This window comes from Acidovorax sp. GW458-11-26-14-TSB4 (assembly GCF_059423865.1).
On sequence record NZ_JBWKYR010000002.1, the window covers coordinates 1 to 20,430 of the forward strand.

The window sequence follows — 20,430 nt, forward strand, 5'->3', positions numbered from 1 at the left end:
TTTCTTTGGGGTACGTTTCTTTGGCGACGCAAAGAAAGGTACCTCGGCCGCCGGGCCGAGACCCGGCTCCCGTCCTCAAAAAAGGCATGCGGCAGGCAACGGCCACAAGCAATCAAATCAATCGCCTAAGTTTCGATTCCAGATCACCAGCCTCCACCTCCAAAGCCTCCACCATCCACCCCACCTCCTCCAACGCCGCCCGGTACAACGGCAACACCAGACTCACACTGAACGGCACCGAAAACCCCACCCTGCGCACCACCACCCCCTGCCCCGCCACGGCCAGCGCCGTGAGCGGATTGACGATGGCCATCCCCAGGCCCCGCTGCACCATCGCGCACACCGCCACCGCGCTGTGCGTCTCCATGCGCATCTGCCGCTGCACACCGGCCTCGGCGAACAGCGCATCGATCTGGCGTCGGTAGGGGTCGTCGGCTGAAAGGCTCACAAACGGCACATCCGCAAAGTCCGCCAGCTGCAGCACGGGCTGCGACGCCAGGGCATGCCCCACGGGCAGCACCGCCACCTCGTCCAGGGTCAACAGCAACTGCGAACGCGTGCCGGGCGGGGTGGAGGACGACACCTGCTCGCTGAGCCCCATGTCGAAACGCTGGGCCGTCATCCACTCCTCCAGCAAGGGAGGCTCCTGGGGCGTCACGGAAACCCGCGCCTCCGGGTGCGCGGCCAGCATGCGCGCCGCGGCACCCGGCAGCAGGGCGTGGGACAGAGCAGGCAGGCACAGCACCGACAGGGACTGCGCGGCCCCTGCCGAGCGCCCCAGGGCCACGGCCCGGTCCACCACCCGGTCCAGGCCCTGCCAGGAGCGCTGCACCTCCTCCCACAGCGCCAGGGCCCGCGCGTGGGGGCGCAGGCGGCCCTGCACGCGATCAAACAGGTGGTAGCCCAGCAGCGACTCCAGGCGCGCCAGCTCGCGGCTCACCGTCGGCTGCGAAGTGTGCAACAGCTCAGCGGCCCCGGTGGCGCTGCCGGCCAACATGACGGCGCGGAACACTTCGATATGGCGGTGGCTGATCCGCGGGGCCATGTCTTCAACAGGGAGCATGGCGCAAAGCATATCGAAAATGAATAGAGTTCGCAAAACAAGCATTGGACTGGATTACTCACGGGCGGCATGATCGACCCATTCCCTTCGGAGCACTTCGTCCATGTCCAATCCCTTCTCCCCCGCCCAGCTGTGGTCCCTGGCAGGCCAGTTCGGCACCCCGCTGTGGGTCTATGACGCGGCCACCATCCGCCAGCGCATTGCAGAAGTGTCCAACTTCGACACCGTGCGCTTCGCGCAGAAGGCCTGCTCCAACATCCACATCCTGAAGCTCATGCGCGAGCAGGGCGTGAAGGTGGACGCGGTCTCGCGCGGCGAGATCCTGCGCGCGCTGGCCGCAGGCTACCAGGCCGGCGGCGAGCCGTCGGAGATCGTGTTCACTGCCGACCTGTTCGACGCCGACACGCTGGCCTGCGTGGTCGAGCATGGCGTGCCGGTGAATGCCGGCTCCATCGACATGCTGCACCAACTGGGCGCGGCCTCGCCCGGCCACGCGGTGTGGCTGCGCATCAACCCCGGCTTCGGCCATGGCCACAGCAACAAGACCAACACCGGCGGCGAGCACAGCAAGCACGGCATCTGGCACACCGACCTGCCGGCCGCGCTGGCCGCCATAAAGCAGCACGGCCTCGCGCTCACCGGCCTGCACATGCATATCGGCTCGGGCGTGGACTACAGCCACCTGGCCGAGGTGTGTGGTGCCATGGTGGAGCTGGTGCGTACGGCCCATGCGGCCGGGCACGATCTGCACGCCATCTCGGCCGGCGGCGGCCTGTCCATCCCCTACCGCAGCGGCGATCCGGTGATCGACACGCAGCACTACTTTGGCCTGTGGAACACGGCGCGCCAGCAGGCCGAGGCCATCGTCGGCCACCAACTCGGCCTGGAGATCGAGCCCGGCCGCTTCCTGGTGGCCGAGTCGGGCGTGCTGCTGGGCGAGGTGCGCGCCACCAAGAATGCCGGCAGCAACCACTTCGTGCTGGTGGACACCGGTTTCAACGAGCTGATGCGCCCCTCCATGTACGGCAGCTACCACGCCATGGAAGTGCTGCGCAAGGACGGCAGCACCGCGGCCCAGCGCCCTTCGGTGGTGGCCGGGCCGCTGTGCGAATCGGGCGATGTATTCACCCAGGGCGATGGCGGCGTGGTGCTGCCGCGGGATCTGCAGGAGGCCAGCGTGGGCGACCTGCTGGTGATCCACGACACCGGCGCCTACGGGGCATCGATGTCCTCCAACTACAACACGCGCCCGCTGATCGCCGAGGTGCTGGTCGATGGCGGCCAGGCACGCCTGATCCGCCGCCGCCAGACCGTGCAGCAACTGCTGGCGCTGGAAGAAGGGCTGTGAGCATGCGGGGGATGCCTCATCCCCTGCACGCCCGGTAGGCAGGGGACTACGACAGGGCGCCGCGTTGGAGGACAGTGCGCGGCAGGGGGGTCACCTACAGTGAAGTCACTGGCTTCACAACCCTTTCAACCTCTCAAGGAGATCACCATGCCCATCATTCTCTGGCTGCTCGGCGTTCCACTGTCCCTCGTTCTGCTGCTGATGCTGTTCGGGGTGCTCTGATACCGTGCCCCCTGGGGCACCATGCCAAACGCACAAGGCCGCATCCGCCCTACCGGGCAGATGCGGCTTTTTCGTTGGCCGCGCGGCACCGCTTGCGCAGGCCCTGCAGCCGCTGATCGCCAACTGCCGTTTAATGGTTGCCGATGACCGCTGCAAGCGCTAGGCTGGTGCTTCCCTGCCCTGTTCCTGCGCCCCTTTCCCATGGGGCCTGGCGTACCGAGGGCAGAGAGGCACCGGGAGGAGCCTGCCATGCCAACCGAAGAACGGACCATCGTCGAACTGGAGTACCCGGGCGAGTACCTGAGCCGCCTGGGCACCGTCGAAACCAAGACCTGCAAGATCCGCCTCTCGCGCAAGGGCCAGGGCGTGCTGGCGCGCATGTACGCGAGCCGGGGCTACAGCATGCAGGCCACACTGACGCACGACTTCGACCTGAGCAGCCTGGTGGTGCAGATCGACGGGCAGCCCGCGGGCACCATCTCCGTGCGCCTGGACGATGGCCACTTGGCCGCCGAGGACCAGTTCCCCGAATTCATCGGTGACCTGCGCGAGCGCGGCGCGCGCATATGCGAGATTGGCAAGCTCGCCATGGACCCGGGCGTGCGCTCCAAGCAGGTGCTGGGCGCCATCTTCCATATTGCCTTCATCGTCGCCTTCCGCGCACGCCGGGCGACCGACATCGTGATCGAGGTGAACCCGCGCCATGCGGCGTTCTACCTGCGCATGCTGCGCTTCGACCCGGTGGGATCGGCGCGCATCTGCCATCGCGTCGGCGCACCGGCCGTGCTGCTGCACATGGATGGCAACAAGGGGCGCCGCCTGATAGACCAGTTCGGCGGCCGGCCCGACCTCTCGACCCAGGAGCGCAGCTTCTACCCGTACTTCTTCCACCCCGACGACGAGGATGGCCTGCTGCGCCGCCTCTCGGCCGGCGCCTAGGAGCGGCCCTCAGGCTTCGCCGCGAGGTCCCCGGCCCATGAGCTGGGCCACAGCCTCGGCGGGCTGCAGGCGGCCATCGAGCAGGGCCACAACCGCATCGGTGATGGGCATGTCCACCCCCAACAGTTGGGCACGCTGCGCCACCGTGCGCGCGCTGTAGACGCCTTCGGCCACATGGCCGAGCGACTCCACAGCCTGCGCCAGGGTCCGGCCCTCGGCCAGCAGCAGGCCCACGCGGCGGTTGCGCGAGAGGTCGCCCGTGGCGGTGAGCACCAGGTCGCCCAGGCCCGACAGGCCCATGAAGGTATCTGCGCGCGCGCCCAGCGCCAGGCCCAGGCGCGTCATCTCGGCCAGACCGCGCGTGATCAGTGCGGCGCGCGCATTGAGGCCCAGCGCCAGCCCGTCGCACAGGCCGGTGGCGATGGACAGCACGTTCTTCACCGCCCCGCCCACCTCGACACCCACGATGTCCTCATTGGCATAGACGCGCACGCTGGGGCTGTGGAAGGCGGCCACCAGGGCATCGCGCACGCTGGCATGCTCACTGGCCGCCACCAGGGCCGTGGGCTGGCCGCGGGCGACTTCCTGGGCAAAGCTGGGGCCGCTCAGTGCGCCGGCCTGCAGCGCGGGCGCCACCTCGGCACACACCTCATGCGCCAGCAGGCCAAAGCGGCTGTCCTGGTTCCCTGAGGTGGATTCAAAGCCCTTGCACAGCCAGGCCACCGGGGCTTTGCAGCCCTGCAGGGCCTGCAGCATGCCGCGCAGCGCCGACATGGGCGTGGCCACAACGACCAGGTCTGCGGCGCTCGCCAGCGCCACGGGATCTCCCCCTGCAAGCAACAGCCCGGGCGGGAAGGAGAGGCCCGGCAGGTAGCGCGCATTCTCGCGTTCGGCCTGCATGGCCGCCAGTTGCGCGGCATCGCGCGCCCACAGGGTGACAGCATGGCCGGCGGGGTGCTGCGCTGCGCTCATGGCCACGGCAGAGCCCCAGGCGCCTGCGCCCAGAACAAGGATTTTCATGGAGAAGAAGCGCCTGGAAAGAGCGGAAGCTCAAGCGGCGGGGACGGCATGCTGCGCCCCCGCAAACCACGCATTACTGCGTGATGATGGGCGACGGATTGCCCGCAGCCGCAGCCTGTTGCTGTTCGAACATGGCCTGGAAGTTGATTTCGGCCAGGTGCACGGGCGGGAAGCCGGCACGGTTGATCAGGTCGGCAACGTTGCCGCGCAGGTAGGGGTAGACGATCTGCGGACAGGCGATGCCCATGATGGCGCCCATCTGGTCTTCAGGGATGTTGCGGATCTCGAAGATGCCGGCCTGCTTGGCTTCGACCAGGAACACGGTCTTGTCCTTGACCTTGGTCTGCACCGTGGCGGTCACGGCCACTTCGAAGATGCCTTCGGCCACAGGGGTGGCTTCCACGCCCAGCTGGATGTCCACACTGGGTTGTTCCTGTTCCAGCAGGATGCCGGGCGAGTTCGGCTGCTCAAGCGACATGTCCTTGAGGTAGACGCGCTGGATCTGGAAAACGGGATTTTCTTGGTCGGCCATGGTTGAAAGTCTCTTTCGCTCAAAACAACGAGCTTGTGACAAAACGAAACCCGCCGGGGAAGCACTCCCGCAGCGGGCACATGGGCGTGCATTATGCAGCGCCCCGAAGACAGTTCAGGCAATCACTGCGCACCCAGCAGCGGCATCAGGCCGCCACGGCCGTCCAGCGCCACCAGATCGTCGTGGCCACCGACATGGGTGTCGCCGATGAAGATCTGCGGCACGGTGCGCCGGCCGGTGATCTCCATCATGGTGGTGCGGGCCGACGGATCGGTGTCGATGCGGATCTCCTCGATCTGCTCCACGCCCTTGGACTTGAGGATCTGCTTGGCACGGATGCAGTAGGGGCAAACGGCGGTGGTGTACATCTTCACGGGTTGCATGACGGACATCTTTCGTAGAAGCTGAGGCAGGGACGCAATTCAGTGGCAGTTGGGGGCGGGGTCAGGCCTTTTCAACCGGCAGGCTGGCCTCGCGCCAGGCCTTGAGGCCGCCGGCCATGGCCTGCACGTTCTCGTAGCCGAGCTTCTTGGCAATGCCCACGGCCCGGTTGGCGCGCGCGCCCGTGGCGCAAACCAGCACCAGCGGCAGGGCCTTGTTCTTCACCGTGGTGGCCAGGCGCTCTTCGAGCTGGTTCAGCGGGATGTTCTTGGCGCCCCCCACGTGGCCCGCAGCGAACTCCTCGGTCTCGCAGACGTCGATGACGACGGCCTTTTCGCGGTTGATAAGCTGCACGGCCCCGGCGGGGGTGAGCGAACCGCCACCGGCGTTCTTGAGCAAGGGCCACATCAGCATGCTGCCCGAAGCCAGTGCCACGAAGACCAGATACCAGTTGTCGATAATGAATTTCACGGAGATTCCTTGGGTTGGCGAACCCCGCAATTCTAAAATGTATGGTTTTGACCCGCCTCTCCTAGGGAAACCATGCACAAACTCGTTCTGATCCGCCACGGCGAATCCACCTGGAACCTCGAAAACCGCTTCACCGGCTGGACCGACGTGGACCTGACGCCCACCGGCGTGGACCAGGCCAAGAACGCTGGCCGCCTGCTCAAGGCCGAAGGCTACGAGTTCGACGTGGCCTACACCAGCGTGCTCAAGCGCGCCACGCGCACGCTGTGGCACACCCTGGACGAGATGGACCGCACCTGGCTGCCCGTGGTGCACAGCTGGCGCCTGAACGAGCGCCACTACGGCGCCTTGCAGGGCCTGAACAAGGCCGACATGGCCAAGCAGTACGGCGACGCCCAGGTGCTGGTCTGGCGCCGCAGCTATGACACGCCGCCGCCGGCGCTGGAAGCCACCGACCCGCGCAGCGAGCGCAGCGATGTGCGCTACGCCCGCCTGGACGCCGGCCAGGTGCCGCTGACCGAGTGCCTGAAAGACACCGTAGCGCGCGTGCTGCCCTTCTGGAACGAGTCCATCGCCCCGGCCATCCAGGGCGGCAAGCGCGTGGTGGTGGCAGCGCACGGCAACTCCATCCGCGCCCTGGTCAAGTACCTGGACAACATCTCGGACGACGAAATCGTGGGCCTCAATATTCCCAACGGGATTCCACTGGTATATGAGCTCGATGGCGACCTCAAGCCCATCCGCCACTACTATCTGGGTGACGCCGAAGCAGCGGCAAAGGCCGCCGCGGCGGTGGCTTCGCAAGGCAAGGCCTAGAAAATCGGCGTAAAGCGGGGGTAAAGCCCGCCAATAAACCGTTTCGAAACCTGCGAAAGCGAGTCCCGGCGCGGAACTGCGGCGAGGTGGACCCTTCTAAGAAGTGGTTCGGCGCCTTTTTGAAACGCTTGTTTTCACACGTGTGTAAAAAAGGCATCGGACCAGCTTCCCAGGTGTATATTGATGCGGTAAAGGTGTTCTATGGGCCACAAACTCAAAATAGCAGGATGGGTGTCGGTAGGTGTGGTGGCTGGTGCATTGACCACGGTGTCCTTGCAGACTGTCGCGCGCGGCGCCATGACGCCCCTGCCGCTGGAAGAGATCCAGCAGCTGTCGGCCGTGTTCGGCCTGGTCAAGACCGACTATGTCGAGCCGGTCGATGACAAGAAGCTCATCACCGATGCCATCTCCGGCATGGTGGCCAGCCTGGACCCGCACTCCCAGTACTTCGACAAGAAGTCCTTCAAGGAATTCCGCGAAGGCACTTCGGGCCGCTTCGTGGGCGTGGGCATCGAAATTTCCCAGGAAGACGGCCTGATCAAGGTGGTATCCCCCATCGAGGGTTCGCCCGCGTTCCGCGCCGGCCTCAAGCCCAACGACCTGATCACCCAGATCGACGAGACCGCCGTGAAGGGCCTGGCGCTCAACGAGGCCGTCAAGCGCATGCGCGGCGAACCCAACACCAAGGTCACGCTCACCATCTTCCGCAAGGACGAAAGCCGCACCTTTCCGGTGACCATCACGCGCGAAGAGATCAAGACCCAGTCCGTCAAGGGCAAGGTGATCGAGCCCGGCTACGCCTGGATCCGCCTGTCGCAGTTCCAGGAACGCACGGTGGACGACTTCGTGCGCAAGATGGAAGAGATCTACAAGCAGGACCCCAACATCAAGGGCCTGGTGCTCGACCTGCGCAACGACCCGGGCGGCCTGCTCGACGCGGCCGTGGCCATCTCGGCCGCCTTCCTGCCCGAGAACGTCACGGTGGTCACCACCAACGGCCAGTTGGCCGAGAGCAAATCCACCTACAAGGCCGCGCCCGAGTACTACCAGCGCCGCAGCGGGGGCGACCCCCTGCGCCGCCTGCCCGCTTCCATCAAGTCCATCCCCATGGTGGTGCTGGTCAATGAAGGCTCGGCCTCGGCCAGCGAGATCGTGGCCGGCGCACTGCAGGACCACAAGCGCGCCACCATCATGGGCAGCCAGACCTTCGGCAAGGGCTCGGTGCAGACCGTGCGCCCCCTGGGCCCGGACACCGGCATCAAGCTGACCACCGCGCGCTACTACACCCCGAGCGGCAAGTCGATCCAGGCCAAGGGCATCGTGCCCGACGTGATGATCGACGAGTCCGAGGAAGGCAATGTCTTCGCCGCCCTGCGCATGCGCGAGGCCGACCTGGACAAGCACCTGGGCAGCGGACAGGGCGAGGAAAAGAAGGACGCCGCGCGCGAGAAGGCGCGCGAGGAAGCCCGCAAACGCCTGGAAGAGGAAGCCAAGAAGCCGGCTGCCGACCGCAAGCCGCCCGAGTTCGGCACCGACAAGGACTTCCAGCTGGCGCAGGCGCTGAACCAGCTCAAGGGCCGCCCCGTGCTGGTCAGCAAGACGCTGACCGAGCGCAAGGAAGAAAAGAAGGAAAACTGAGCTCTTCGCTGAGCGCAGCAGCCCCGAATCGCAGAAGGCCGGTCTCCCCAGGGAGACCGGCCTTTTTCATGCCTGCCACCACCGGCACGCAATCTCCCGCACAATCGCAGCCCGAACTGCACACCCGCCCCCAAGAGCACGCCGCCCATGACCGATGACCAGCTCCTGCGCTATTCGCGCCACATCCTGCTCGACGAGTTCGGCATCGAGGGCCAGGAACGCGTGCTGGCCGCGCATGCCGTCGTCATCGGCGCCGGCGGCCTGGGCTCGCCTGCGGCGCTGTACCTGGGTTCGGCCGGCGTGGGGCGCATCACGCTGGTGGACGACGACGCAGTAGACCTGACCAATCTGCAGCGCCAGATCGCGCACACCACGGCGCGCGTCGGCCAGCCCAAGGTGCAGTCGGCCGCGCAGGCGGTGGCGGCCATCAACCCCGGGGTCGAGGTCCAGGCCGTCGAGGCCCGGGCCGACGCCGCCCTGCTCGACCAACTGCTGCCCGGCGCCAGCGTGGTGCTGGACTGCAGCGACAACTACGCCACCCGCCAGGCAGTCAACGCCGCCTGCGTGCGCCACGGCGTGCCGCTGGTGGCCGGGGCGGCGATCCGTTTCGACGGGCAGATCACGGTGGTCGACCCGCGCCGGGCCGACGCGCCCTGCTACGCCTGCATCTTCCCGCCGGAGGCCGAGTTCGAAGAGGTCAGCTGCGCGCTCATGGGAGTGTTCGCGCCCCTGGTGGGCATCATCGGCACCATGCAGGCGGCCGAGGCCCTGAAACTGATCACCGGCGTGGGCACGACACTGGCCGGGCGGCTGATGTTGCTGGACGGCCGTTCGATGGAGTGGAGCACCATGCATGTGCAGCGCGCACCGGAATGTGGCGTGTGCGCGTCACCGTAGGAGCACTCCTACGCTGTCCGCGCGTGGCTGCTGTCAGAATGGCAGCGACGCTTCGGTTAAATTCAGAACCAGGCCCGGGTTTGCTTGTTCCGGCCGTCTCATGGATCAGGTAGTGAAACTCCGCACGTACATCGTTGAAGACAATGCCACCATCCGGGAGAACCTGATCGGTACCCTGGAAGAACTGGCGTCCGTCGAAGCGGTGGGCGTGGCCGAAACCGAGGACGAGGGCAAAGGCTGGCTCACAGGCCACCAGGAGCAATGGGATCTGGCCATCGTCGACCTGTTCCTGCGCCAGGGCAGCGGCCTGGGCGTGCTCGCGGCCTGCCGCGACCGCCGCCCCCACCAAAAGATGGTTGTGCTGAGCAACTATGCCACTCCCGACATTCGCATGCGCTGCGCCCAGTTGGGTGTGGATGCCGTGTTCGACAAATCCAACGAAATCGATGCCCTGGTGGACTACTGCATAGAGCATGGCAGCGTACACCCCGCCCACGTTGCCCACGTTGTCGCGCGCGGCAGCCATTGAGTGCGCTGGCGCTGCGCCAGCCTGCCCATCCCTCCCAGCGAAGACCCGCGCCCGCCTGCGCAGGGCAGCCATTGCCAGCACACTTCGGCGCGCCTTTCACCGCCAGGCGGCAGAGGCCCGTTCAGTCGATGAGGCGGTTTTTCAGGGCGTAGTAGGTCAGGTCGCTGTTGGACGACAGGCTCATCTTCTCCATCAGCCGCGTGCGGTAGGTGCTCACCGTCTTCACGCTCAGGGACAACGACTTGGCGATGTCGCCGGCCGTCTCGCCTTTGGCCAGCTTGAGAAACACCTGGAACTCGCGCTCCGACAGCTGCTCGTGCGGCGGAGCGTCGTCCTTGCGGTTGAGCTGCTGGGCCAGCAGGTCGGCCACGGCCGGGGTCAGGTAGCGCTTGCCCAGGGCAATGATGCGGATGGCCTCGACGATCTCGGCGGGGTCGCACTCCTTGTTCAGGTAGCCGCTGGCGCCCTGACGGATCAGGTTGATGGCGTAATGCTCCTCCGGATAGCCGCTGAGGATCAGAATACCCATGTCAGGCGCCTTGGCGCGCAGCATGGCCAGTGCATCCAGGCCGCTCTGGCCGGGCATGGACAGGTCCATCAGAAGCACGTCGATTTCATGGGTGCGAACCAGGTCGATGGCTTCGCGGCCATTGGCGGCCTCACCCTCCACGCGCAGGTCCACGTGCTCGGACAGGAACTGGCGCAGTCCGGAGCGAACGATTGCATGGTCATCCACAATGCCGATCTTGATCATTGAGCGTTCTTTCGGGGAGGGGGCTTCCCGCTCCCAATTATTGTTGAATGCACCTGCGTTGCAATCACCCGCCCAAGGGCGCGGTGAGCCGGTCAGTGGCCATTATCCAGAATAACGCATATGAATTTGCATGAGATCGCCAAGGACTTGCTTCCCAAAGTCCGCAAGATGGCCCTGAGCCTGCCGATGGCGCTGCTCGCGGCCATGGTGCTGGTGGGGATCAACGAGGTCGGCCACACGCGCTCCCAGGAAGCCGTCACGCAGATGGCGCACGGCCAGGTGACGCACGGCGCCTTGAACCGCCTGCTGCAAAGCATGCTGGACGCCGAAACCGGCCAGCGCGGCTACCTGCTCACCGGCAACGACCGCTACCTGGAGCCCTACGACAAGGCCCTGGCCAGCGTGCAGCAGGACCTGGACAACCTGCGCAACCAGTTCCTCGATTCGCCCGACGACATGCAGGAGCTGTCGCTGCTGTCGCGCCAGATCTCGCGCAAGCTCGCCGAAATGGAGCTCAGCCTCAAGCTGCGCCGCCAGGGCAACGAGGACGCCTGGAAATTCATTTTGCACACCGATGTGGGCATGGAGAACATGGAGGCCATCCGCAAGCATGCCCAGGCCCTCATCGACCGCAGCTCCGTGGTCGTCAAGCAGGGCCAGGCGCAGGTGCTGCGCTCGCTCATGCTCTCGCGCATCGGCATCGCCACGGTCACCGCCATCGGGCTGCTGGCCTTCTTCATGTACCTGCGCCAGGCCACGGCGTTGCAGGAGTTCAGCCTGCGCGAGCAGTTGCTGCTGGAACGCGAACGCGACCGGCTCGAAGGCCTGGTGCGCGAGCGCACGGCCACGCTGTCGGAACTGGCCAGCCACCTGCAGCAGGTGCGCGAGGACGAGCGCGGCCATCTGGCGCGCGAACTGCATGACGAACTCGGCGCCCTGCTCACCGCCGCCAAGCTCGACGTGGCGCGCCTCAAATCCAAGATCGATATCCAGGTGCCGGAGATCGCCGAGCGCCTGCGCCACCTGACCGAAACCCTCAACAGCGGCATCGCGCTCAAGCGCCGCATCATCGAAGACCTGCGCCCCTCCTCCCTGTCCAACCTGGGCCTCACGGCCGCCATCGAGATCCTGGCGCGAGAGTACGGCGAGCGCGCCGGCATCGAGGTGGAAACCAGCCTGGAGCCGGTGCAGCTACCCGAGCCCACGCAGCTCACGGTCTACCGGCTGGTACAGGAGTCGCTCACCAACATCGGCAAATACGCCAAGGCGCAGAAGGTGCTGGTCTCCGTGCACAGCCATCCCCGGCATGTGGCAGTGCAGGTACGCGATGACGGCCAGGGCTTCGATCCGGCCAGCGTGAGCCCCTCGTCCCACGGCCTGGCCGGCATGCGCCACCGGGTGGAAGCCGCCGGCGGGCGCCTGACCATCACTTCGCGGCCGGGCAATGGCGCCCTGGTCTCCGCAATCCTGCCCCTGCAGCACTGATCTGGCCGCTGCGCGCCAAGGCAGCGCTTTCCTCCCCCGTTTTTCTGGCTAAGCGACCAAGCGCGCCTGGGTGGCGGCAGGCCTGTGCCTTCCATGCGCCATCCCGCAAGCCCTTGTCCTACAAGGCCGACGTCTGGGCACCGACAAATGGCTGCGCCCGCCACCGGCATTGGATGCGGGCCCTGCAGCCTACATTGGACCCAGGCGCCGACAACAGAGGCGCTACATCACTCGCCGGACCCTCCGGCCCCAATGGAGAAAGCATATGTTGCACTACGCCGTCGTATTCCTGGTCATCGCACTGATCGCAGCCATTTTCGGCTTCGGCGGCATTGCCGCAGGTGCCGTGGGTATCGCCAAGATCCTGTTCTTCGTGTTCGTGATCATGGCCGTCGTCACCTTCGTCGTGGGCTTGCTGCGCAGGGGCTGATAAAGCCCTCTGAAGCTTCGGCATCCCGAATTTCCATCGTCTACCCCAAGGAGTGACCCAATGACCATCCAATCCGCCACCAACAAGGTAGCCGCAGGGGCCCGCACCCTCGCCGATGACGTGCTGCAAAGCGCCCAGGATGCGGTGCAGAGCACCCGCAGCGTCGCCAACGGTTCGCTGGACAAGGCAGAAAGCACCGTCCGCGCACTGCGCCGCGAAGCCGATCCCGCCATCGACGACCTGGCCGCCCGCGCCCAGGAACTGGCCACCCGCAGCATCGACTATGCCGCCGATGCCAGCGCCCGTGCCCGCCGCCAGGTGCAGGACTTGGCCGATGCCACTACCAAGTACGTGGCCGAGCAGCCAGGCAAGTCCATCCTCATCGCCGCCGGCGTGGGCGCGCTCACCGCGAGCCTGATCCTGCTGGGATCGCGCCGCCGAGGCAGCTACTGATCCCGCCTCGGCCTCCCCGGCATTCTTCCCTACGAACAACAGGCAAAGCCATGAACGACAAAAGAGCCCCCGCGCACGACGAGCACCACCGCACCCTGGTGCTGGATGACCATGCCCTGCAGGCCGCCGCCACCAGCCACCTCGATGACGGAGCGGTGACCCCGGCCTTTGCGGAACACCGCGACGACATCATCGCCCTGCTCAACGACGCGCTGGCCACCGAGCTGGTGTGCGTGCTGCGCTACAAGCGCCACCATTTCACCGCCCATGGCCTGTCGTCGCCGGCGATCGCCAGCGAATTCATGGTCCATGCCAACGAGGAAGCAGGCCACGCCGACCAGATCGCCCGGCGCATCGTGCAACTGGGTGGCGAGCCCGATTTCGCACCAGACAGCCTGAGCGCGCGCAGCCATGCTGACTACGACACCTCGACCGACCTCAAGGCCATGGTGCGTGCCAATCTGGTGGCCGAGCGCATTGCCGTGGAAGCCTACCGCCAGATGATCACGCTGATCGGCGACAAGGACCCCACGACGCGCCGCATGCTCGAAGGCATCCTGGCCGACGAGGAAGAGCATGCCGATGAACTGAAAGACCTGCTGGAGCAATAGGCCTACCCGCCCGCTGCCCCAGCATCCCACAGCCTGCCGGTCATGGAGGGTGCAAAAGACCGACAGGCTGAATTTGAAAAAAGCACCCGCGTTTGCAAACAACCAACCCGAAAGACAAATCATGAAATACGCACGTGCCCTCGCTTTTGCCGCCATCGCCGGCATCACCATCGTCACCGCCACCGGCTGCTCGGTCGCACGCGAACAACAGACCGTCGGCTCCTACGTCGATGACGCCGGCATCACCACGGCCGTGAAGGCCAAGATGGCCGAGGACAAGACCGTGTCCGCCACTTCGATCAGTGTGGAAACGCTCAACGGCACGGTCCAGCTGTCGGGCTTCGCCAAGTCGGCCTCCGAAAAGAACCAGGCCGAGAACATCGCGCGCAATACCAAGCATGTGCGCGAAGTGCGCAACAGCATCGTAGTCCGTCCCTAAGCGGAAACCCCCTGAGCCGCTTAGCGTCATCCCCCTGAAGAGGGGGACGCCCCCCGCGCGGCGGGTCGGACCTTGCGCGGGGGTACTGGTCTCGGTAGCGCCAGTTGCTGAGATCCGGCCGAACAGCAGGCCCCTGCCTTCTCGCAGGGCCTGCTGTTTTGCCATTGCGGCATGTGTGCAAGCCCGATTTGCATGCCCTTCTCTCTCCTGCACGCACTTTTGAGCGGCATCCGGTTTAAGCTCAGCACATGCGGGTTTTCAATTGCGACCATTGCGGTCATCTGGTGTTTTTCGACAGCGTGCAGTGCCTGCACTGCGGCAGCGCACTGGCGTTTCTGCCGGACCAGCCCACGATGGCAGCATTGACGCCTGCGCCGCAGGATGGCCCGGATCTGTGGCGTCGCATGGGCGAACGTGGCACGTCGCAGTATGGCGGCAAGCTGTACCGCATGTGCCACAACCACACGGCCTACGACGCGTGCAACTTTGCAGTGCCTTCGAGTGACTATGCGGAGTTGTGCGTCTCGTGCCGTCAGACGCGCATCCTGCCCGACCTGTCCGACCCGGCCAACCTGCGCCGCTGGAAGCAGATCGAAGCGGCCAAGCGCCAGCTGTTCTACACCCTGGCGCGACTCGGCCTGGAACCCGTACCGGGCCGGGCCGGGCCGGTGTTCGAGTTCCTGGCCGACCTGCCGGGCGGCCCCGCCATCCTCACCGGCCACCAGGGCGGCACCATCACGCTCAACGTGGCCGAAGCCGATGACGATGAGCGGGCACGCCGTCGCATCGCGCTCGGGGAGCCCTACCGCACCCTCATCGGCCACCTGCGCCACGAGTCCGGCCATTTCTACTGGGACCAGTTGGTGCGAGATGGCGACCGGCTGCTGGCGTTCCGCGAACTGTTCGGCGACGAACGCCAGGACTATGCGGCGGCGCTCGACACGCACTATGCCAAGGGCGGCAGCGGCAACGACTGGTTTTTGAACCACGTCAGCGCCTATGCCGCCGCCCACCCGTGGGAAGACTGGGCCGAGACCTGGGCCCACTACCTGCACATGGTGGACCTGCTGGAGACAGCCGCCAGCTACCAGACGGCTGTGACCGTGCCCGACCCCCACATGGCCATGCGCCACCACGTGAGCGACCCGTTCGCAGCCAGGCACCCGGATTTCCAGGACATGGTGCGCCAATGGGTTCCATTGACGCTGATGCTCAACAGTCTGAACCGCAGCCTGGGGCAGGACGACGCCTATCCGTTCGCCCTGTCCTCGGGCGCCATGGTCAAGCTGCGCTTCGTGCACGATCTCGTGCAGAGCGCGCAGGCAGCCACCGACAGCGGTGCACCCCACCTCGCCACCACCACGGTGGAATGAACCGCCCGCCTGCGCCCCTGCCGACGATGATGATGACCGCCGCCCAAGACGCCATGACCCGCAACCCACCGCCCAGCCCTGCACCGCAACTGCTGCTCATCCCCGGCCTGGCAGGCGATGCGACGATGTGGCGCTTCCAGAGCGCTGTGCTGCCTGCGGTCCTGCGCCCGGAGATCACCGGGGTGCACACCCGGCCCGAGGCCACGACGGTGCAGGCCATGGCGGCCCTGCTGCTGGAACAGTATCCCGGCCCTCTGTTGCTGTGCGGCGCCTCCATGGGCGGCATGATCGCCATTGAAGCGGTGCGGCAGGCGCCGGGCCGCGTCGTCGGGCTGGCGCTGCTGGGCACAACGGCCCGCCCTGAAACGCCCGAGATGCAGGCGCTGCGCGAAGCGGCCATCGCACTGTTCGAGCAGGGGCGTGTGCGCGAGGTGATCGAGCCCAACGTGGCCTTCGCCTTCCACCCCACGAGCGCGGCACGCGCCGACCTGGTACAGGACTATCTCGACTTCGTGCTGCGCGCGGGCGCCGAGCAACTGGTGCGGCAGAACCGCGCCGTCATCGCCCGGCCCGATGCCCGCCTGCACCTTCCCGAGGTGAAATGCCCGGTGCTGGTGGTCTGCGGCGAAGCGGACCAGCTCACGCCGCTGGCCTGTTCCGAGGAGATCGCGGGCCTGATCCCGGGCGCTGAATTCGAGGTCGTGGCCGATTGCGGCCACATGCTCACCATGGAGCGGCCCGAGGTGGTCAACACGCTGCTCACCCAATGGCTGCAGCGCGGGGGCTGGATGGGTTGACCGTCAGGGTTGTGGCGCCAGGCTGCGCACCTTGACGGCCAGCCGCTCCTCCACCGAGGGCGAGACGAACTTGGTCACCTCGCCGCCCAGCACCGCGATCTCGCGCACGAAGGTGCTGCTGATGAACTGGTACCTGTCGCTCGGGGTCAGGAACACGGTTTCCACCTGGGGCATGAGGCTGCGGTTCATGCCGGCGAGCTGGAACTCGTAGTCGAAGTCGGTCACGGCACGCAGGCCGCGCACCATGGCCTTGCCGCCGCGCGAGACGACGAAGTCGCGCAGCAGGCCCGAGAAGCTCTCCACCTGCACCTGGGGGTAGGCCTTGACCGCCTCGCGCACCATGTCGATGCGCTCCTCCAGGCTGAACAGGGTCTTCTTGTGGTGGCCCGCGGCCACGGCGACGATCACGCGTTCGAACAACTGGGTGGCCCTGCGCACCACGTCTTCGTGGCCCAGGGTGATGGGGTCGAAGGTTCCGGGATAGACGGCGAGCACGTTCTGGGCCATGGCGGGTTGTCTCCTGTACGGCGAAATGGGCACTGGCCCCGGCCTCTTGTGGGCCTGCCGGGCCGCTTGGGCGCATTATGCAGTGCACTGCAACATGGAGCGTCGGTGCCGCGCTTTGCCCGACCTTGGCGCTCGCGCGCACCGGCGCGAACGAAGCTCAGGCCGCCGGGTGCGCCACGGGCCGCAGCAGGTGCGCATGCACCGCGCCCGCCTTGAGGTGGCGGTAGACCGTGAGCCCGCTGGCGGCCAGGCTTTCGTCGGTCCAGGCGACGGGCGCTTCGAGGTAGACATAGCCGCTGGCGGCGACGGCCTTGGCCGCGGCCTGCAGGGCGGATTCGAACAGGTTGCCGTCGAACGGCGGGTCGATCAGCACCAGGTCCAGGCTGGCCGGCGCGGCCTGGCGCAGCGCCGCGATGCCGTCGCCGCGCTGCACGCGCACGGCCTTGGCCTCCAGGCGCTGCTGCAGGGTACTGAGCTGCGCCACCAGCGCCGCATCGCTTTCCACCAGTTGCACGGCCGCAGCACCGCGCGAGGCCGCCTCCAGGCCCAGGGCGCCGGTGCCGGCAAAGGCATCCAGGCAGCGCCAGCCTGCCAGGTCCTGGCCGAGCCAGTTGAACAGGGTCTCGCGCACGCGGTCGGGCGTGGGCCGCAGGCCCGGGCGCTGGGCCACGGGCAGGCGCGTGCGCTTCCACTGCCCGCCAATGATGCGGATCTCGCCGGCGCCCTTGGGCGCCGCTGCGGCCGCCTTGTCCTTGGGGGCCGCGCCCTTGGCACCGGGCTTGGGCGCAGGTGCAGCGGTCGCGGCCTGGGCCTTGCGGATCTCGGCGTTGATGGCTCCACCGCGCAGGGTGGAGCGGCTCATGGCTTGCCCCCCACCACCACGGTCACCATGCGCTCGGGCTGCAGCTTGCGCTGCATGGCGGCGCGGATGTCGGCCACCGTGAGCGCATCGACGCGCTCGGTCCAGCGGTCCAGGTAGTCCAGGGGCAGATCGTTCCAGGCGATGTTGGCCACATTGCCCAGCAGCTTCTTGTTGCTGTCGATGCGCAGCGCGAAGCCGCCGATCAGGTTGTCCTTGGCGGCGCGCAGTTCGGCTTCGGTCGGGCCCTCGGCCACGAAGCGGGCCAGCACGTCGCGCGAGACCTTCACGGCCTGGGCCGCCTGGTCGGGCCGCGTCTGCAGGCCGATGGTGAAAGCACCCGCATGCAGGCCGCCCGCAAAGTAGCTGTAGACGCTGTAGCTCAGGCCGCGCTTTTCGCGCACCTCCTCGGTCAGGCGCGAGACGAAACCGCCGCCGCCCAGGATGTGGTTGCCCACCAGCAGCGCGATGAAGTCGGGGTCGCGGCGCGCAAAGCCGGGCTGGCCGATCAGCACATGCGCCTGCGCCGAGGCGAAGGGGATGTTCTTTTCCTCGGGCGCGGTCAGCGCGGCGATCTCGCCCACGGCAGGCAGGGGCGCGCAGGCCGCATCGGCGGGCAGGCGTGCCAGCAGCGTGGCCACCAGGGTCTGCGCCTGGGCCCGCGTGACCGCGCCGACGATACTGACCTTGGCGCGGCAGGCCGCAATGGCGCGGGTGTGGAAGGCCTGCATGTCGGCCACGCTGATGCGAGCCAGCGTCTCCTGCGTGGTGCGCACGCCATAGGGGTGGCTGCCGTAGACCGCGGCGCCAAAGGCTTTTTCCGCCACGGTGGCGGGGCGCGTGTCCGATTCCTTGATGCTCGCGCTCCAGCGCGCGCGGTCGCGTGCCCAGATATCGGCCGGCCAGCTCGGCTCGGCGATCTGGCGCGCCGCCAGGCGTGCCGCCTTGTCCAGCAGCGGCGGGTCGGTCAGCGAGCGCAGCGAGAAGTGCATGGCGTCGTTGTCGGCACCGGCCTCGAAGCTGGCGCCCAGGTCGGCCCAGGCCTCGCCCAGGGCGTTCTCGTCGAGCGCAGGCTCGGCGCCCTGGGCCTTCACGCCCTTGGAGGCCATGGAGGCCGTGGCGCTGGCCAGGCCGGCCTGCGCCGCCGGGTCGCGGCGGCTGCCGGCGTCGAAGTCGATCTGCACGTCCACCATGGGGATGACCGGGCTTTCGACCAACCACACGCGGGCGCCATTGGGCTCCGTCCAGTGCTGGATGGGCAGCAGGGCCCAGGCCGAGGCACTGTAGAACAGGGTGCCAGAGGCAGCCAGCAGGGTGGAGAAGGCAAGTTTCTTGAAATGGATCATGGGATGGGCACCTGGCTGGCTCAGTGGAGGACGGCACCGGCGGCGGGCGATGCGGGGCGGCGGCGTGCACTGTCCAGCGGCTGCGGCAGCAGCGTGGCCACGGTGAGCTGGTCGTCGCCAAAATACTTGGCGGCCACAGCCTGCACCTGGGCCGGAGTGACGGTGCGCATCAGGTCCAGCAGGCGCTGCTCCGCGTCGAGCGGAAAGCCCTGCACCCAATTGCTGCCCAGCTCCTGCGCCTGGCTGTGGACCGAGTCGCGCTCGTAGACGTTGGAGGCGATCCACTGCGTCTTCACGCGCTCCAGCTCCGCCTGGCTCACGCCCTCGCGCGCCACGCGCGCCACCTCGGCACGCAGGCCCTCTTCCACCTGCTGGGCGGTCTTGCCTTCCGCCGGGATGCCCGTGAACATGAACAGCGCCGGTCCGCGCCCGGTGAGCATGGCCGAGGCGCCCACGCTGTCGGCCACGCGGTTCTCGCCCTGGCTCAGGGCGCGCTCCAGGCGCGCGCCGTCATAGCCGCTGAACACGGCCGAGAGCATGAGCAGGCCCAGGGCATCGCGGTCGGACTCCTGCAGGTCCTGCAGCCGCTCCAGGGCCGGTACGCGGAAAGCCAGCGCCACATAGCCCTGCTCGGCCGGCGCCTTCACCGCAATGCGGCGCAGGCCTTGCTGCGGCGGCTCCACACGCGGCTTGCGCGCGGGCAGGGCATGCGTGGGCAGCTTGCCGTAGTATTTTTCGGCCAGCGCGCGCACCTTGGCCACGTCCACGTCACCGGCCACCACCACGGCGGCGTTGGTGGGCGTGTACCACTGGCGGTAGAAGGCGCGCGCGTCGTCCGGCGTCATGGCATCGAGGTCGCTCATCCAGCCCACGATGGGGCGGCGGTAGGGCGAGGCGGTGAAGATGGCCGCGAACAGCTGCTCGGCCAGCACGGCGCGCGGCTGGTCCTCGGTGCGCATGCGCCGCTCTTCCTTCACGACCTCGAGCTCCTTCTTGAACTCTGCGTCGGGCCACTGGTTGTTGGCAAAGCGGTCGGATTCGAGGCGCATCACGTCCTCGAGCCGGTTGGCCGGGATCTGCTGGTAGTAACCCGTGTAGTCGCGGCTGGTGAAGGCGTTCTCGCGCCCGCCCAGGGCCGCCACGCGGCGCGAGAAGTCGCCCGGTGGCACGGTCTTGGAGCCCTTGAACATCATGTGCTCGAGCACGTGGGCCACGCCCGAGGTGCCGTCCACCTCGTCCATGGAGCCCACGCGCACCCAGACCATGTGCACCGCCGTGGGGGCGCGATGGTCGGGCTGCACGATGAGCTGCATGCCGTTGGCCAGCGTGAACTGCTGCGCGCCGGAGGCCGTGGCCCCCGGCTTGGCGGCGGCCGGCGGCGCTGCCGTCTTGCCCGCCACAGAGGGTGAATCGGACACCGGAGGCACCACCGCGGTGGTGGCCCCGGCACTGAGGCAGGCCATCAGGCCCAGTAGGGTGAAAGCACGTTTCATAGAATGGGTGATTCTAAGAACCCTGCA

The 20,430-nt window shown here is 67.2% G+C and carries 23 protein-coding genes; 13 read left to right on the top strand and 10 right to left on the bottom strand.

What is annotated here, in order from left to right; genetic code table 11:
- Positions 1-112 precede the first annotated feature (112 nt).
- Positions 113-1,063: a LysR family transcriptional regulator gene (locus tag AC07X5_RS06395; RefSeq protein ID WP_494769479.1), complete on the bottom strand. Its 951-nt coding sequence runs from the start codon at positions 1,061-1,063 to the stop codon at positions 113-115.
- A gap of 103 nt (positions 1,064-1,166) precedes the next feature.
- On the opposite strand from AC07X5_RS06395, the gene lysA reads away from it, so the two are divergent.
- Together lysA and AC07X5_RS06405 are read left to right on the top strand one after the other, a co-directional pair.
- Positions 1,167-2,411: a diaminopimelate decarboxylase gene (lysA, locus tag AC07X5_RS06400; RefSeq protein WP_409963726.1), complete on the top strand. Its 1,245-nt coding sequence runs from the start codon at positions 1,167-1,169 to the stop codon at positions 2,409-2,411.
- Positions 2,412-2,882: 471 nt separating this feature from the next.
- Complete coding sequence (locus AC07X5_RS06405; protein ID WP_409963728.1) at positions 2,883-3,572, top strand: N-acyl amino acid synthase FeeM domain-containing protein; 690 nt, start codon at positions 2,883-2,885, stop codon at positions 3,570-3,572.
- Between the two features lie 9 nt (positions 3,573-3,581).
- On the opposite strand, the gene AC07X5_RS06410 is transcribed toward AC07X5_RS06405, so the two are convergent.
- The 4 genes from AC07X5_RS06410 to AC07X5_RS06425 form a co-directional block, all read right to left on the bottom strand.
- Positions 3,582-4,592, bottom strand: a complete 1,011-nt coding sequence (locus tag AC07X5_RS06410) for an NAD(P)H-dependent glycerol-3-phosphate dehydrogenase (RefSeq protein ID WP_409963730.1) — start codon at positions 4,590-4,592, stop codon at positions 3,582-3,584.
- A 73-nt stretch (positions 4,593-4,665) separates the two neighbouring features.
- On the bottom strand, positions 4,666-5,124 hold the full coding sequence (secB, locus tag AC07X5_RS06415; protein WP_057201869.1) for a protein-export chaperone SecB: 459 nt from the start codon (positions 5,122-5,124) through the stop codon (positions 4,666-4,668).
- Positions 5,125-5,246: 122 nt separating this feature from the next.
- Positions 5,247-5,507 carry a glutaredoxin 3 gene (gene grxC / locus AC07X5_RS06420; protein ID WP_409963732.1) on the bottom strand — a complete coding sequence of 87 codons (261 nt, stop codon included), beginning with the start codon at positions 5,505-5,507 and terminating at the stop codon, positions 5,247-5,249.
- A 61-nt stretch (positions 5,508-5,568) separates the two neighbouring features.
- The gene (locus AC07X5_RS06425; protein WP_409963734.1) at positions 5,569-5,976 is read right to left on the bottom strand and encodes a rhodanese-like domain-containing protein; all 408 of its coding nucleotides are present in this window, start codon (positions 5,974-5,976) and stop codon (positions 5,569-5,571) included.
- A 72-nt stretch (positions 5,977-6,048) separates the two neighbouring features.
- On the opposite strand from AC07X5_RS06425, the gene gpmA reads away from it, so the two are divergent.
- From gpmA to AC07X5_RS06445, 4 genes are all read left to right on the top strand, one after another.
- Positions 6,049-6,792 carry a 2,3-diphosphoglycerate-dependent phosphoglycerate mutase gene (gene gpmA / locus AC07X5_RS06430; protein ID WP_409963736.1) on the top strand — a complete coding sequence of 248 codons (744 nt, stop codon included), beginning with the start codon at positions 6,049-6,051 and terminating at the stop codon, positions 6,790-6,792.
- Positions 6,793-6,993: 201 nt separating this feature from the next.
- A complete protein-coding gene (locus tag AC07X5_RS06435) occupies positions 6,994-8,430 on the top strand; it encodes a S41 family peptidase (protein ID WP_494769480.1) in 1,437 nt (478 codons plus the stop codon).
- 147 nt (positions 8,431-8,577) lie between these two features.
- Entirely contained in the window at positions 8,578-9,327 is a 750-nt protein-coding gene (locus AC07X5_RS06440) for a HesA/MoeB/ThiF family protein (protein WP_494769481.1), read from the top strand.
- Between the two features lie 112 nt (positions 9,328-9,439).
- On the top strand, positions 9,440-9,856 hold the full coding sequence (locus tag AC07X5_RS06445; protein ID WP_409956513.1) for a response regulator: 417 nt from the start codon (positions 9,440-9,442) through the stop codon (positions 9,854-9,856).
- A 121-nt stretch (positions 9,857-9,977) separates the two neighbouring features.
- Here AC07X5_RS06445 and AC07X5_RS06450 read toward each other — a convergent pair whose 3' ends face one another.
- On the bottom strand, positions 9,978-10,610 hold the full coding sequence (locus AC07X5_RS06450; protein ID WP_184857840.1) for a response regulator: 633 nt from the start codon (positions 10,608-10,610) through the stop codon (positions 9,978-9,980).
- Positions 10,611-10,730: 120 nt separating this feature from the next.
- Between AC07X5_RS06450 and AC07X5_RS06455 the strand changes: the two genes are divergently transcribed.
- The 7 genes from AC07X5_RS06455 (at position 10,731) to AC07X5_RS06485 (ending at position 16,198) form a co-directional block, all read left to right on the top strand.
- Complete coding sequence (locus AC07X5_RS06455) at positions 10,731-12,095, top strand: sensor histidine kinase (RefSeq protein ID WP_494769482.1); 1,365 nt, start codon at positions 10,731-10,733, stop codon at positions 12,093-12,095.
- Positions 12,096-12,360: 265 nt separating this feature from the next.
- A complete protein-coding gene (locus AC07X5_RS06460) occupies positions 12,361-12,525 on the top strand; it encodes a DUF1328 domain-containing protein (RefSeq protein WP_322596859.1) in 165 nt (54 codons plus the stop codon).
- A 60-nt stretch (positions 12,526-12,585) separates the two neighbouring features.
- Positions 12,586-12,978 carry a hypothetical protein gene (locus AC07X5_RS06465; protein WP_494769483.1) on the top strand — a complete coding sequence of 131 codons (393 nt, stop codon included), beginning with the start codon at positions 12,586-12,588 and terminating at the stop codon, positions 12,976-12,978.
- Between the two features lie 50 nt (positions 12,979-13,028).
- Complete coding sequence (locus AC07X5_RS06470; RefSeq protein WP_494769484.1) at positions 13,029-13,589, top strand: ferritin-like domain-containing protein; 561 nt, start codon at positions 13,029-13,031, stop codon at positions 13,587-13,589.
- Between the two features lie 121 nt (positions 13,590-13,710).
- Complete coding sequence (locus AC07X5_RS06475) at positions 13,711-14,028, top strand: BON domain-containing protein (RefSeq protein ID WP_409956506.1); 318 nt, start codon at positions 13,711-13,713, stop codon at positions 14,026-14,028.
- A gap of 248 nt (positions 14,029-14,276) precedes the next feature.
- Positions 14,277-15,401: a zinc-binding metallopeptidase family protein gene (locus tag AC07X5_RS06480; protein ID WP_494769485.1), complete on the top strand. Its 1,125-nt coding sequence runs from the start codon at positions 14,277-14,279 to the stop codon at positions 15,399-15,401.
- A 32-nt stretch (positions 15,402-15,433) separates the two neighbouring features.
- Positions 15,434-16,198 carry an alpha/beta fold hydrolase gene (locus AC07X5_RS06485; RefSeq protein WP_494769486.1) on the top strand — a complete coding sequence of 255 codons (765 nt, stop codon included), beginning with the start codon at positions 15,434-15,436 and terminating at the stop codon, positions 16,196-16,198.
- A gap of 3 nt (positions 16,199-16,201) precedes the next feature.
- Here AC07X5_RS06485 and coaD read toward each other — a convergent pair whose 3' ends face one another.
- From coaD to AC07X5_RS06505, 4 genes are all read right to left on the bottom strand, one after another.
- Positions 16,202-16,705, bottom strand: a complete 504-nt coding sequence (gene coaD, locus AC07X5_RS06490) for a pantetheine-phosphate adenylyltransferase (RefSeq protein WP_409956500.1) — start codon at positions 16,703-16,705, stop codon at positions 16,202-16,204.
- A gap of 157 nt (positions 16,706-16,862) precedes the next feature.
- Positions 16,863-17,567 carry a 16S rRNA (guanine(966)-N(2))-methyltransferase RsmD gene (gene rsmD, locus AC07X5_RS06495; RefSeq protein ID WP_409956498.1) on the bottom strand — a complete coding sequence of 235 codons (705 nt, stop codon included), beginning with the start codon at positions 17,565-17,567 and terminating at the stop codon, positions 16,863-16,865.
- Entirely contained in the window at positions 17,564-18,910 is a 1,347-nt protein-coding gene (locus tag AC07X5_RS06500) for a M16 family metallopeptidase (RefSeq protein WP_409956496.1), read from the bottom strand. Before AC07X5_RS06500 ends, rsmD begins: the two co-directional genes overlap by 4 nt.
- A 20-nt stretch (positions 18,911-18,930) precedes the next feature.
- On the bottom strand, positions 18,931-20,403 hold the full coding sequence (locus AC07X5_RS06505) for a M16 family metallopeptidase (protein WP_494769487.1): 1,473 nt from the start codon (positions 20,401-20,403) through the stop codon (positions 18,931-18,933).
- Positions 20,404-20,430 lie beyond the last annotated feature (27 nt).